Here is a 12,787-nt window from a genome sequence, read left to right as displayed (position 1 = left end):
ACATCCCCTCCGCTTATTGCGCAGCCTTACTTTTGGCTATATTTTGCTGATGTTCCTTATATGTTTTGGCGAACAGATGTCCGAATGTACCGTCCTTTTTGGTCACATAGAACAGGTAATCCGAAGCTTCTGGATTCAACGCTGCTTCAATGGATGCCAGACTTGGACTCGCAATCGGTCCCGGTGGCAGCCCTTTGTTCAGATACGTATTATAGGGACTCTGTACCTTCAGATCCTTGTAAAGCAATCTGGCCTTCGGCTTATCCAGTAAATACTGTACTGTAGCGTCAATCTCCAGTTTCATATCCTGCTTGATCCGATTATAGATTACGCCTGCCACAAGCGCGCGTTCCTGATCCACCACGACTTCTCTCTCCACAAGCGATGCGATTGTTAACATTTCATGCAAAGACAAATTTCTCTCCTTGAGCTTGGACGCCAAATCAGGGATAGAATCAATCTTGGTCTGGAATTCCTCTAGCATTCGCTGCATGACCTCTTGCGTAGAACTACCCTCTTTCAGCTCATACGTCTCTGGGAACAGATATCCCTCCAGTACATATCGCAGTTCTTCATCCACTGGAATGTCCTTGATGATGTCGATATCAAAAGCAGACGGATCATTCGCAAGCTTGATAAATTCCTCACGATCCACAATGCCCTCAGCAGACAGCTTGTCCGCCATTTGTAATACGGTATATCCCTCAGGAATAGTAAACTTCACCATGGATTCTGGCACAACTTCACCGTTATTCAGCTTATTAATTATCTCATCGTATGACACGCCGGGATTTATGGAATATGTACCTGCCATAAAATTCGATCCTTGTTTCTTCCACTTCAGGTATCCCTTAAAGGCTAAACCACTTCGAATCAGACCTTCCTGCTCTAACTGATCCGCAATTTTGGAAGTTCCTGATCCACTCTTGATCTCGAAAACGATCGGTTCTGCGGATGCTTGTACCGGACGCATCATGTTCCAGACATATACGCCTGCTCCTCCGGCAACAACCAGGATGATAAGCAAAAAGACTAAAATCGCTTTTCCTTTCAAAAAAGACACAACTCCTTTACACAACCAAAAAGAGCGGACTTCTCCGCCCTTCCGGTTTCTTCAATTTGAAGCTGATTCATCAATCTTCGTCAATGGGGAGTGTACATTCATCATACAGTTCAGAGATGTTCTCCCACTCGTCATCATCGTCAATCGTAACTAATTCCGGCATGATCTGGCCTTCACTTCCCGGTAAAACCCGCAGAAGTTCAACTTCGTCATAAGGACGTAATGAACTGCGGAGCACCGCATACTGCTGGCCCTTCACTTCAAACTCAGCCAGCAGGTCATACGGATGCGATTTACCGTTCTCTTCTTCCAGCTCAACATGAGCACCAAAAGCCAGACGCAGCGAATCTGTCCATTTCAAGTCTTCGCGGCTGTATTCTGTCATTTAGTTCGCTTCCTCTTCATCTTCTGCAAGAAATGTATTAAACGTCTCCTCGACGATATCCCATTCAGCATCATCTTGGATGACGAAAAGTTTAATATCGTCGCCCTCTTCTTCATAACGGAATGCATACACATCCGTCTCTCCATCTTCGGGTTCAACCGGAGCAACCATCATGTACTTGGCCTCCGAACCGTCCACTTCGAATTTCATGATGACTTCAAATTCCTCTTCATTACCCTCGTCATCCGCAATGTAAATAATCTCCGATTCTTCTTCCATACCCAGTTGATCTTCAGCCATTGTTGATCCCCCTCACCTTTTACTATTGGCATCCAAATAATTTTGCAAAATCAAGCTTGCGGCCATTTTGTCCACAACCTGCTTGCGTTTTTTGCGACTGACATCCGCTTCAAGTAACGTTCGTTCTGCTGCAATGGTTGTCAGCCGTTCATCCCAAAGGTGAACAGGTAAATTCAGTTCGCCCCGCAGGCGTTCGGCAAAAGCAATGCATATTTCACCACGCGGTCCTACGGTGCCGTTCATGTTTTTGGGAAGTCCGACTACAATCTCGCTGATCTCATGCTCACGCACAAGTTCTGCAATTCGAGCGAACTCACCTTCATCCCGGCGGCGTTCAAGTACTTCCAATCCCTGGGCAGTCCAACCGAAGGCGTCACTAGCGGCAACTCCGATTCTTCGGTCCCCATAGTCCAAACCTAATATTTTCATCCATGCTCTCCCATCCTCAAGCCTGCTCAGGTCGAATAATACTCGCCTTCTCAAGCTTCAGGCTGTCTTCTGTCGGTTCATTTCCCGCTGCCTGCATAGCTGCATCACAGCGGAAGCGATGTACATTACCGGTGATTGGCCAGATAAGAACGAACAAGCTCTTCAATCAGCTCATCGCGTTCTTTTTTACGGACCAGACTGCGTGCATTGTTGTGACGAGGGATGTATGCGGGGTCTCCAGAAATCAGATACCCGACAATCTGGTTAATAGGATTATACTCCTTATCCACCAGTGCATCATATACCGTGAGAAGAATCTCTTTGGAGGATGCTTCCTGCTCGTCGGCTTTCACATTAAATTTAACCGTCTTATCCATGGAGTCCATTGATGACACCTCGCTCCTGCATGAACATGGGGACCATGTCCTGCCGAATTGATTTCTGCTTATATAATAACATATTCTGACTGCTACAAGTAAACAAAGGATAAGCCAATTGTGTTTTTTGCTTGTCCTTTACTGGCTTCAGCATATTGCATCATTCGATTCCACTCGCTCTCGGGTACAAAAGTTGGACGGGAAGAAGCATCCCGATCCAACCTCCGAATAAACGAACAGAACCATTTCGAACTACATTTTGGCGTTTGAAAGCCGCTCGTTCAATTTATGCATTATGCCCGCTAACCAATGAAACCGCCAGTTTCAACGCTTCATCCAGCTTGCTCGCATCCTTGCCTCCGGCTTGCGCCATATCAGGACGTCCGCCGCCTCCGCCGCCGCATACCGCCGCAACTTCCTTGACAATTTTACCTGCATGCAGCCCTTGTTTTACCTGTTCAGCAGGGACAGCTACAACGAAATTCACTTTACCATCAGCTGGAGCACCCAGTACGAGTACTGCATCAGGCAGTTTTACTTTTAATTCATCAGCCACTGTCCGCAGTGCATCCATATTCGGAGCATCTACACGAGCTGCAAGCAATTGTGTATTTCCTGCTTGTACCACTTGATCTGTCAATGCGCCTGCTTCCATGGCACTCAGCTTGCTTTGCAGTGATTCAGTCTCTCTGGCAGCTTCTTTCAATTGCTGATTCAGACCTTCAATGCGTTTAGGCACGTCGGCCACATTCGCTTTGAGCAGGGATGCCGATTGTTTGAGCAATTCAAGCTGACTTTCTACATACAGATACGCACCACGGCCAGTAACAGCTTCGATCCGACGTACGCCGGAGCCGATTCCACTCTCGCTCACCAACTTGAAGATACCGATCTCTGATGTATTGTTTACGTGACAGCCGCCACAAAGTTCCAAACTATAATCTCCGACTTGTACCACACGCACAATATCACCGTATTTTTCACCGAACAGTGCCATCGCACCCATTTCTTTGGCTTCATCAATGGCTTTCAGTTCAATGTTTACGTTCAGACGATTCCAGATCTGTTCGTTCACCTGACGCTCGATCTCAGTTAATTCTTCCGGCGTAATGCTGCCGAAGTGCGAGAAGTCAAAGCGCAGACGTTGAGGCTCTACGAGAGATCCTGCCTGATTGACATGCGTTCCGAGCACATCTTTGAGCGCTTTGTGCAGCAAATGGGTTGCTGTATGGTTTTTGATAATATCGCCACGTTTGGACGCATCCACTTCAGCTTTAATCACTTCACCCACACGCAATTCTCCGGACTCTACTGTCACCAGATGCACATGTTGTCCCAGCGGAGCTTTGAACAGACCTTGCACTTTCGCCGTTACACTGGCTCCTCGCAGCAAGCCCTGATCACTCACTTGTCCGCCACTTTCCGCATAGAACGGAGTCTTGTCCAGGATGACCTGGCAAGTCTGTCCTTCGCTTACGGAGTCTACCAGGGCGTCACCAGCAACGATGGCTACCACTTTTGCTTCCGTCAACAGGTCATTATAACCAACAAACTCGCTTTTAACCTCCAGATCGGCAAGCGGTCCGCCTTGAACCTTCATGCTCTCGCTTTCCTGGCGTCCTGCACGTGCACGATCACGCTGCTCCTGCATCGAGGCATCGAATCCTTCACGGTCAACAGTCATGCCATGCTCTGCTGCATAGTCTTCGGTCAGGTCAAACGGGAAACCGTACGTATCATACAGTTTAAACGCTTCAGGCCCGCTAATAACCGTGCGACCTTCAGATTTGGCTGTGCTGCTCATGTCCGCGAGAATAGCAAGTCCATCCGTGAGTGTTTCATGGAAACGTTCTTCCTCGGTTTTGATCACTTTAGCGATAAACTCCTGCTTATCCACCACTTCAGGGTAGTACATCCCCATCACTTCACCGACAGTTGTTGTGAGTTCATACAGGAATGGACGGTCGAGTCCCAGTACTTTACCGTAACGTACGGCACGACGAAGCAAACGGCGAATTACATATCCGCGTCCTTCATTGCTTGGCAGAACACCGTCACCTACAGCAAAGGCAACCGTACGAATGTGATCGGCAATAACTTTCAGTGCAACGTCAATCTCTACGCTGTCATTATATTTCACACCGGCAAGAGCCGCTGTTCTTTGAATCATCGGTTGGAACAGATCTGTGTCAAAGTTGGAATCCACATTTTGCAGAATGGATGCAAAACGTTCCAGACCTGCACCTGTATCAATATTTTTGTTCGGAAGCGGTGTGTAGCTACCATCTTTGTTGTGATTGAACTGGGAGAATACCAGGTTCCATACTTCCAGATAACGTTCATTTTCCCCGCCTGGATACATCTCGGGGTCATTCATGTCATTGCCATAAGCTTCGCCGCGGTCATAGAAAATTTCGGTACAAGGTCCACACGGGCCTTCGCCGATATCCCAGAAGTTCTCATCCAGCTTGATGATACGTTCAGCAGGCAGTCCCACTTTTTCGTTCCACAGTTTGAAAGCCTCTTCGTCTTCAGGGTATACCGTTACCGAGAGACGTTCCGGATCGAAACCGATCCATTCTTTGCTTGTGAGAAATTCCCATGCCCACGTAATCGTTTCTTCCTTGAAATAGTCTCCAATGGAAAAGTTACCGAGCATTTCGAAGAACGTATGGTGACGGCGAGTTTTACCGACATTTTCAATATCGTTCGTACGAATACATTTTTGGGAGTTGGCGAGACGTGGATTCTCCGGTTTCTCCCGACCGTCAAAATACGGTTTTAACGGAGCCATACCTGCATTAATCCACAGAAGGGATGGATCATTATGAGGTACAAGCGATGCGCTTGGCTCGATTTTATGTCCTTTACTTGCAAAAAACTCTATCCATTTGGACCGGATTTCACTGGCTTTCATACGGAGTGCCCCCAATTAATTATAATAGTCCGGTGCATATTCGCTCCGGGTTGTTAACAAGTAAAAACAAACACAAAAAACGCCCCTGATAGTCAGGGACGATTGTAATCGCGGTACCACCCTGGTTATTGCTGTTCATCCGCAGATGAAACAAACAATCTCCTCGTTGATGCGAAATAACGGTCGCTCCCGGCAGGGTTGTCCTGCACTCCGAAATCAGCTTTCCGCCGCTTCAACTTTCAAGACTCTTCCAGCCATCGGGCTCAGATTGCATCTGATCCGAAGAAGTCTATTCTCTGAGGAAAGGAACCCTCGGCGTACTTCATTTCATCATCGATTTCTTGTTCTAAACATACCCCTCCATTATATCGATATGCCTATATGGTGTCAACGCACCCTTGAGGAACAGACCTGTGCTTGGGTCAGTCGGTTCTTCGTTTGATGTAATACGCAAAAAAGTGCTGCACGATCACCTTGAGGACAGCAAAGACCGGTACTGCCAGAATGAGTCCCACAATGCCCGCCAGTTCGCCTCCCACAAGGAGCGCGAAGATAATCGACAACGGATGCAAATGCAGAGTCCTCCCCACCACCTGAGGAGAGATGACGTTGCTCTCCAACACCTGGCACAGTGTGTTCACGATGACAACAAAGAGCACCATTTTGAACGATACAGTTGACGCCATAACCACTGCTGGAGCAGCTCCAAGGAATGGACCCAGATAGGGCACGATGTTAAATACAGCGACAATGCTGGCAAGCAGCAATGCATAAGGCATATCAATGACGATGTAACCGATATAGGCAAAGATGCCCACAATTACACAGACGATAAATTGTCCGCGAATATAGTTCCCCAAGGCCGTGTCAACCTCTTTCATAACCGAAACAATCGCTTTGCGCCGTGATCGAGGCAGGTAGGCCACTATGGTGCGCTCGAATACCTCAAAATCTTTTAACATATAGAAAATGAGAAATGGCACAATAAACACATTGAATAACACATTAATGGTTGTCCCGATATTATCCATCAGCTTCGTGATCCCCTGAGTCAGCCGATCCTCCATCTGGAAAAACCAGCTGTTCATGCCTGTGCGTACACTTGGTGGCATTAATTTGTGGTCCATATTATTCATCAAACTCTGGGCACGCATCGACAGCTCCGGCATATGCTCGTTCAGTTCCTCCAATTGTTCAATCAATACCGGAATGACATTCATCAGGATGACCCCGATACAGGTGAGGAAAAAAGCATAGATTAACAGCACGGCAATGGTTCGAGGGACTTTACGTCCTCCCAGCATGCTTACAATCGGATTGAGTACATAGGAGATGATGAGGGCCACGATAAAAGGTGCCAGCACTGTTTTCAAAAATCCATATATATGAAGCAGCAATGGCCGCAGCAGCCAGATAAAATACAGAATAATCAATCCGAGTAGCAGCCAGATGGCATAACGGAACATCTTGTTTTTGGTTAATTGCTCCACTTGCATCTCTCCCTTTTGGACTGGCTCTGAAAGTCAGTATATGTAAGGAAGGGAATATTTATTATCGCCGTCCAGAAGTGGGGACTAACAATTCTCACCCATGGATGGACAATCGGGTAGACGTCGTATTTTGGACACAAAAAAAGCGCCCCCTTCATGATGAAGGAGACGCATCTTGTGATTCGGGGTAGCATATATTATACAAGTCCCTTGAACCACTATGTAACCGCAGCTATATACATCTGTCATCATTTCATGACAGCATTCAATGACATTCTTTGTCATGAAACCGCATATAGAAGAAGTTAGACTGCTTATTAAGAAGAAGCATGAAGATGAGGGAAGTCTTGCGGCAGCTCTTCCCCGAAGAACAGATCATCGAGGGAACTGAGCGTGCCGTCTTCTTCCACCTGGTATACAGACATTTTCTCACCGTTCACTGTTAATTCGATAAAGCATCCCCAGCAATAAAATTGGTGGGAACCGATTTTCCCAATATCTTTGGAACTACAGTTTGGACATTTCATATTCATTCACCTATCCATTAACAGAATGAATGGCATTTTCCAAGCGCTGTTCACTCAGCGGCGGCACCATAATGGCACTTTCCCCAATGGACATATCACTTGTACATGGCAGCCATTTGCGGCCCTCAATCAAATCGGACACAAAACCGTCCGTAATTTCAATCCCTATTATTGTATTTCCCAACTCCTGGTCAAAATAAACATCAGAGACTCGTCCAAGCAGCAAACCTTCTTCGGTGAGCACGGACATCTCCTTCAATTTAGACTGACCGAGGAGGTACGTGTGTTTTATGTCGTCGGCTCCCGTTTTGCGGACAGCCTGTTGATTACGGATCATGACGGCATCTTCGCCGTAGGCAACGATATCTTGCCACTGCACGATTTTGACATGACTGGTAAACAGGCCTTTGTTTTCAAGTTCAATGCCTTCAATTTTCCAATCGTCATTCACAATGAAATCCTGGATTTTGCCGACCTGCTTCCCGTCCTCAACGTCAAACACGGCAAGTCCGATCATTTCCTGAAGCTTCATCGCAGGGTCCCCCTCATCTTCTTATCATTAAATAGCCGCGGCGCTATTGCTAGGTATGCCCAAAGTTGATGAGTGGCAATCAGACGCCGATCATCAAAACCGCTTCTATCCAACCGATGAAATGGAACTTCTTCCCTCCTTTTGTTCCATGTGCAATGAGCCCTTAGGCTCTATTACGCAGTCGCCCAAGAATGGTTCCAATTTTTTCGGCGGTTATCATGATTTCTTCCGTAGTATTACCCAATCCCCAGCTAAAACGAATCGCGGAATGCAAAAATGTCTCCGGCAAGTTCATTGCTTTCAGCACATGGGACACTTCGAGGGAACCGGAAGTACATGCCGAACCGCTCGCCACAGCGATGCCTTCCATATCCAGATTCATGAGCATCGTCTCCGTGGACACCTCCGGAAAGCTGATGTTCAGGATATTGGGCAGCGTATATTCAGGATGTCCGTTGACGTGAAAATGCTCCGCCCCTACGTGTTTCTCCAGTTGTTCCAGCAGCAATGACCGCAATGCCAGATCATGTTCACGGCGCGCGTTCGCTTGTTCCCCTGATATTTTCAACGCCTCCGCAAAGCCAGCAATACCTGCCATATTCTCAGTCCCAGCCCGTCGTTGCCGTTCCTGCAGTCCACCATGTGATCTCGCCTCAAGCACAATTCCGCGCCGTACATAGAGCGCACCCACGCCTTGAGGCCCATTGATTTTATGAGCAGAGAAGCTGATCAGATCCACAGGCAGTTCCTTGCAGGAAATTTCCTGGGTGCCAAGAGCCTGAACTGCATCGGTATGGAACAAAATATCATGCTGACGAGCCAGTTCACCAATTTCGCGGATGGGCTGAATGGTGCCTACTTCATTGTTGGCATACATCATGGTGATCAGTACTGTATCTGGGCGAATGGCCTCTTTTAGCTCTTCCAGACGTATTCTTCCGTATTCATCTACAGGCAAATAGGTCACGTCATAGCCTTGTCGTTCCAGTTCCTGGCACGTATGCAGTACCGCATGATGTTCAATGGCTGTTGTAATGATGTGACGTCCCCGTTCTTTCCTCGCTGAAACTGCGCCAAATATGGCCAAATTGTCACTTTCCGTGCCGCCTCCGGTAAATACGAGTTCATCCGGGAAACAACCCAAAGACGCCGCAATCACATCCCTTGCTCCACTGACGGTCCGTTTGGCTTCGCGGCCAAAGGCATGGATACTTGATGCATTGCCATATTGCCCTGTCATTACTTTCATCATCGCTTCCGCGACTTGTGGATGCATAGGTGTCGATGCGGCGTGATCCATATATATTCTTTTCATTGATTTCACCCCGTTATATGTTGGACTTCCATCTTTTCATGTTGTGTAATTGAAAATTTAAACCAATGCTATTGTGTCATATCTTCGTGTATAATGTTTAATATCCTTTCAAAAAGGAGAGATCGACATGAGTGATCAGGTTCTCAGTCAAATTCTGAATCAGCTTCAACAAATGGACAAGCGTTTCGACAACATCGATGGACGTCTTGAAAAGATCGAAGACAGGCTTGGTACATTGGATAGCAGACTTGATACCATGGATACCAGACTTGACACCATCGAGGAACAAACCAAAAACATTCCTCTGCTTCAGCAGGCCGTTCTGGAGACACTGGAAGTTACCAAACGTCTTGAAGCTTCACAAATCACGTTTGAACGTAAAGTAACTGCCGAATTAAACACCCATCAGCACAGCATTGATATTTAGAACCGTCGTCAATTGCGTATGGAAGCAGATATAGAAGCACTTAAACTTCGTTAGATTCTTGAGCTCCGTTCCAGATGGCAGCCACGAAAACGTTGCCTTCTTCAGTACATTATTTACATAAAATTTTGTTCATTCCAGGCTATCGTAGAATTGGAAGAATCACAATGTAGCTTGTTGCACGGCTAAAGCCCCCAATATGGGGGCTTTAGTGTGTCGTCTCTGATGCTCGTCATCAACTATGTTAGATGTAAAACATGTAGCTATCTTTTTGTTCCTGATTTTGGAAAGTAATCAGATCCTTCAACGTTGTTGAATCCAGTACTTCTGCAATGCTATCACGGATGCGCAACCACAAGTCGCGCTTCGCCGGATCATCTTCCTCCGTGAAATCCACTGGAGAGATTGGACCTTCCAGTACACGAATAACATCCCCTGCCGTTACGGTAGCCGGATCGCCTGCCAGAATGTAACCGCCGTAGGCGCCACGGATACTTTTGACCAATCCTGCATTACGCAGGGGAGCGATCAATTGCTCCAGATAATGCTCCGAGAGCTGATTGCGCTCGGCAATACTTTTCAAAGATGTAGGGCCTTCGCCAGTTCTGGCTGCGAGCTCCATCATGATTGTGAGCCCATAACGGCCCTTTGTCGATATTTTCAAAGGAGTCACCTCTTTCAATTTTCGAAAAAACAAGTTGTGAAACATAAAATAACAGGATGTGGCCCAAGCCTGTCTTTCCAAGATTCCAGGATCCGCCACAGGGGGATATTAAAAATACAGGCCTAGTCCCTCTAATCCTCCGTATTCCGATCATAACCCTCAGCTAATGTTAACATATCTGCATGCTTTATGGAAAAGAAAGATTGACGAAATTCAGAAAATGTACGCCTGTGGTGGACACTATCCAAAATCGGCCGGGTGTATCGTAACTTGAGTCCGGTTATGGTAGAATAGAAACGAAACACATTTATATAGAGAAATGGTGATAACGATGTCCAAAACAATTGAAAATACACGGGTCGTCGTTGGCATGTCCGGAGGTGTCGATTCTTCCGTCACCGCACTGCTGCTGAAGGAGCAGGGTTACGATGTCATCGGCATTTTCATGAAAAACTGGGATGACACGGACGAGTTCGGCCACTGTACCGCTGAAGAGGATTCAGAGGACGTACGCCGGGTTTGCGAACAGATCGGCATTCCTTACTACACTGTCAACTTCGAGAAAGAGTACTTTGATAAAGTATTTTCCTATTTCCTTGATGAATATAAGTCGGGTCGGACTCCGAATCCAGATGTCATGTGTAATCGCGAGATTAAATTCGGCGAATTCCTGAACAAAGCACTGGATCTCGGCGCTGATTATGTGGCCACAGGCCACTATGCTCGCCTAATTGAAGAAGACGGAACGTTCAAACTGCTGCGCGGTGTGGACAGTAACAAAGACCAAACGTACTTCCTCAATGCACTGAATCAGAACCAGCTGTCCAAAGCCATGTTCCCGATTGGTCATCTTCCGAAACCGGAAGTGCGCAAGATTGCAGAAGCGGCTGGCCTGTACACCGCGAAGAAAAAAGATAGCACAGGTGTCTGCTTCATCGGCGAGCGCAACTTCAAAGAGTTCCTGAGCAACTATCTTCCTGCCAAAGGCGGAGACATGGTTGATATTGCAACCGGAGAAGTGAAGGGCCGTCATGACGGTCTGATGTACTATACGCTTGGACAGCGTCAAGGTCTCGGCATTGGCGGTTCCGGTAATGGTGAACCCTGGTTCGTGGCAGACAAGGATCTGGAGAAAAATCAGCTGCTTGTCGTTCAAGGCGATGCACATGCAAGTCTGTACTCAACTGGTCTGACTGCAACGGGTGTAAACTGGATCGCAGGTTCAGCGCATATGCCTAACGTGCCCTTCCGTTGTACCGCCAAATTCCGCTATCGTCAGCCGGATCAGGGTGTAACCCTGACATGGCAGGAAGATGGCAGCGTGGATGTACAATTTGACCAACAGCAAAAAGCGATTACGCCTGGTCAAGCTGTTGTGTTTTATGATGGAGATGTGTGTCTCGGCGGTGGAACGATTGATCAGGTTCAAAAAGTGCCTGTACCAGCGCTACAATAGATTCAATAATAGAAATGAACCCATCCCATATGCATTTTGCACAATACCCTGTATTCCTATAACAAAAGCCATCTTTCATGTATACCATGACGGATGGCTTTTTTCCTTCTTTTTCCTGCAAAAAAAATATTTTTTTTCACTTATGCAGCCAGCCACACGCCTGCAAAAGAAGCCGCAACCCCCAGCAGTACCGAACTGATGACGTATACAACTGCTCTTGAGTAACGTTCCTGCCCCAGCAGACCGAGGGTCTCATATCCAAATGTAGAGAATGTGGTATACGCTCCGCAAAATCCAGTCCCCCATATCACCCAGATTCCGTACGAAATCGAGGCTGACTGATGCCAGCCATAGAGCAATCCAAGTAACAATGAACCACTGATATTAATGACCCATGTCCCCCATGGGAAGGCCGTTCCGAGCGAACCGGATATCCATCTACCCAAACTATAGCGGAGCACTGCTCCCAGCATCCCTGCAAGACCAATCCAGATGATCATGGTGCAACACCATCCTGCGTTGGTTTACCCAACATTCGCTGTCCAAGCTTCATTCCCAATGCACACAGCAATAACCCTGCAAGTAAACTCACAACGAGGTATACAACAGCCTTCACCCACATTCCTTCCTCAGATAAACGGACAATATCCAACGTAAACGTGGAGAATGTGGTGAATGCGCCCGTAAACCCCGTCCCAATCGCTAGACGAAGTTGAGGCGTTATTTTGCCTGGAACAGCTATGGTGAAGAACCAACCCAAAAACAGACTCCCGATGGCATTAATCAGCAGCACTGCCCAAGGGAAGCCTTCATTTGTTACTGGCATCCATAATTGAATCCCATATCGGCAAAACGTACCTATAATGCCACCGATTCCAATATAGAAAATTTCTTTCATCGTTCAAGCC

15 protein-coding genes are annotated in these 12,787 nt (G+C 47.1%); 2 read left to right on the top strand and 13 right to left on the bottom strand.

Annotation, left to right across the window (positions count from 1 at the left end; translation table 11 throughout):
• Positions 1–13: 13 nt before the first annotated feature.
• The 10 genes from mltG to P364_RS0126580 form a co-directional block, all read right to left on the bottom strand.
• Positions 14–1,054, bottom strand: coding sequence for an endolytic transglycosylase MltG (gene mltG / locus P364_RS0126625; protein WP_029881320.1), 1,041 nt, complete (start codon positions 1,052–1,054; stop codon positions 14–16).
• Between the two features lie 79 nt (positions 1,055–1,133).
• A complete protein-coding gene (locus tag P364_RS0126620; protein ID WP_024633076.1) occupies positions 1,134–1,448 on the bottom strand; it encodes a DUF1292 domain-containing protein in 315 nt (104 codons plus the stop codon).
• Positions 1,449–1,748: a DUF1292 domain-containing protein gene (locus P364_RS0126615; protein WP_024633075.1), complete on the bottom strand. Its 300-nt coding sequence runs from the start codon at positions 1,746–1,748 to the stop codon at positions 1,449–1,451.
• 12 nt (positions 1,749–1,760) lie between these two features.
• Positions 1,761–2,177 (bottom strand): Holliday junction resolvase RuvX, encoded by a 417-nt coding sequence (gene ruvX, locus P364_RS0126610; protein WP_024633074.1) that lies wholly within the window; start codon positions 2,175–2,177, stop codon positions 1,761–1,763.
• 125 nt (positions 2,178–2,302) lie between these two features.
• Complete coding sequence (locus P364_RS0126605; RefSeq protein ID WP_024633073.1) at positions 2,303–2,563, bottom strand: IreB family regulatory phosphoprotein; 261 nt, start codon at positions 2,561–2,563, stop codon at positions 2,303–2,305.
• Between the two features lie 277 nt (positions 2,564–2,840).
• The gene (alaS, locus tag P364_RS0126600) at positions 2,841–5,471 is read right to left on the bottom strand and encodes an alanine--tRNA ligase (protein ID WP_024633072.1); all 2,631 of its coding nucleotides are present in this window, start codon (positions 5,469–5,471) and stop codon (positions 2,841–2,843) included.
• 422 nt (positions 5,472–5,893) lie between these two features.
• On the bottom strand, positions 5,894–6,961 hold the full coding sequence (locus tag P364_RS0126595; RefSeq protein ID WP_024633071.1) for an AI-2E family transporter: 1,068 nt from the start codon (positions 6,959–6,961) through the stop codon (positions 5,894–5,896).
• Between the two features lie 317 nt (positions 6,962–7,278).
• Positions 7,279–7,488 (bottom strand): hypothetical protein, encoded by a 210-nt coding sequence (locus tag P364_RS0126590; RefSeq protein ID WP_024633070.1) that lies wholly within the window; start codon positions 7,486–7,488, stop codon positions 7,279–7,281.
• A gap of 10 nt (positions 7,489–7,498) precedes the next feature.
• Positions 7,499–8,020 carry a PRC-barrel domain-containing protein gene (locus P364_RS0126585; protein WP_024633069.1) on the bottom strand — a complete coding sequence of 174 codons (522 nt, stop codon included), beginning with the start codon at positions 8,018–8,020 and terminating at the stop codon, positions 7,499–7,501.
• A gap of 163 nt (positions 8,021–8,183) precedes the next feature.
• Complete coding sequence (locus tag P364_RS0126580; RefSeq protein ID WP_024633068.1) at positions 8,184–9,335, bottom strand: cysteine desulfurase family protein; 1,152 nt, start codon at positions 9,333–9,335, stop codon at positions 8,184–8,186.
• A gap of 127 nt (positions 9,336–9,462) precedes the next feature.
• On the opposite strand from P364_RS0126580, the gene P364_RS0126575 reads away from it, so the two are divergent.
• The gene (locus P364_RS0126575; RefSeq protein ID WP_024633067.1) at positions 9,463–9,762 is read left to right on the top strand and encodes a hypothetical protein; all 300 of its coding nucleotides are present in this window, start codon (positions 9,463–9,465) and stop codon (positions 9,760–9,762) included.
• A gap of 241 nt (positions 9,763–10,003) precedes the next feature.
• On the opposite strand, the gene cymR is transcribed toward P364_RS0126575, so the two are convergent.
• The gene (cymR, locus tag P364_RS0126570; RefSeq protein ID WP_024633066.1) at positions 10,004–10,423 is read right to left on the bottom strand and encodes a cysteine metabolism transcriptional regulator CymR; all 420 of its coding nucleotides are present in this window, start codon (positions 10,421–10,423) and stop codon (positions 10,004–10,006) included.
• 331 nt (positions 10,424–10,754) lie between these two features.
• On the opposite strand from cymR, the gene mnmA reads away from it, so the two are divergent.
• On the top strand, positions 10,755–11,879 hold the full coding sequence (gene mnmA, locus P364_RS0126565; protein WP_024633065.1) for a tRNA 2-thiouridine(34) synthase MnmA: 1,125 nt from the start codon (positions 10,755–10,757) through the stop codon (positions 11,877–11,879).
• Positions 11,880–12,019: 140 nt separating this feature from the next.
• Here the strand turns inward: mnmA and crcB (P364_RS0126560) are convergent, their stop codons facing one another.
• Together crcB (P364_RS0126560) and crcB (P364_RS0126555) are read right to left on the bottom strand one after the other, a co-directional pair.
• Entirely contained in the window at positions 12,020–12,379 is a 360-nt protein-coding gene (gene crcB / locus P364_RS0126560; protein ID WP_024633064.1) for a fluoride efflux transporter CrcB, read from the bottom strand.
• On the bottom strand, positions 12,376–12,777 hold the full coding sequence (crcB, locus tag P364_RS0126555; protein ID WP_024633063.1) for a fluoride efflux transporter CrcB: 402 nt from the start codon (positions 12,775–12,777) through the stop codon (positions 12,376–12,378). The genes crcB (P364_RS0126560) and crcB (P364_RS0126555) overlap by 4 nt, the downstream gene beginning before the upstream one ends.
• Positions 12,778–12,787: the final 10 nt, after the last annotated feature.

Origin of the sequence: Paenibacillus sp. MAEPY2 (assembly GCF_000499205.1) — a bacterium.
GTDB classification, from domain to species: Bacteria; Bacillota; Bacilli; order Paenibacillales; family Paenibacillaceae; genus Paenibacillus; species Paenibacillus vandeheii.
The sequence above is the reverse complement of the archived record's forward strand: the minus strand, read 5'-3'. Positions and strand labels throughout refer to the sequence as shown.

Bases quoted from the DNA above. Each gene is read 5' to 3' on its own strand.
- P364_RS0126620 (WP_024633076.1), bottom strand. From the start codon at position 1,448: ATGACAGAATACAGCCGCGAAGACTTGAAATGGACAGATTCGCTGCGT.
- P364_RS0126615 (WP_024633075.1), bottom strand. From the start codon at position 1,748: ATGGCTGAAGATCAACTGGGTATGGAAGAAGAATCGGAGATTATTTAC.
- ruvX (WP_024633074.1), bottom strand. From the start codon at position 2,177: ATGAAAATATTAGGTTTGGACTATGGGGACCGAAGAATCGGAGTTGCC.
- P364_RS0126605 (WP_024633073.1), bottom strand. From the start codon at position 2,563: ATGGACTCCATGGATAAGACGGTTAAATTTAATGTGAAAGCCGACGAG.
- alaS (WP_024633072.1), bottom strand. From the start codon at position 5,471: ATGAAAGCCAGTGAAATCCGGTCCAAATGGATAGAGTTTTTTGCAAGT.
- P364_RS0126590 (WP_024633070.1), bottom strand. From the start codon at position 7,488: ATGAAATGTCCAAACTGTAGTTCCAAAGATATTGGGAAAATCGGTTCC.
- P364_RS0126585 (WP_024633069.1), bottom strand. From the start codon at position 8,020: ATGAAGCTTCAGGAAATGATCGGACTTGCCGTGTTTGACGTTGAGGAC.
- P364_RS0126580 (WP_024633068.1), bottom strand. From the start codon at position 9,335: ATGAAAAGAATATATATGGATCACGCCGCATCGACACCTATGCATCCA.
- P364_RS0126575 (WP_024633067.1), top strand. From the start codon at position 9,463: ATGAGTGATCAGGTTCTCAGTCAAATTCTGAATCAGCTTCAACAAATG.
- mnmA (WP_024633065.1), top strand. From the start codon at position 10,755: ATGTCCAAAACAATTGAAAATACACGGGTCGTCGTTGGCATGTCCGGA.
- crcB (WP_024633064.1), bottom strand. From the start codon at position 12,379: ATGATCATCTGGATTGGTCTTGCAGGGATGCTGGGAGCAGTGCTCCGC.
- crcB (WP_024633063.1), bottom strand. From the start codon at position 12,777: ATGAAAGAAATTTTCTATATTGGAATCGGTGGCATTATAGGTACGTTT.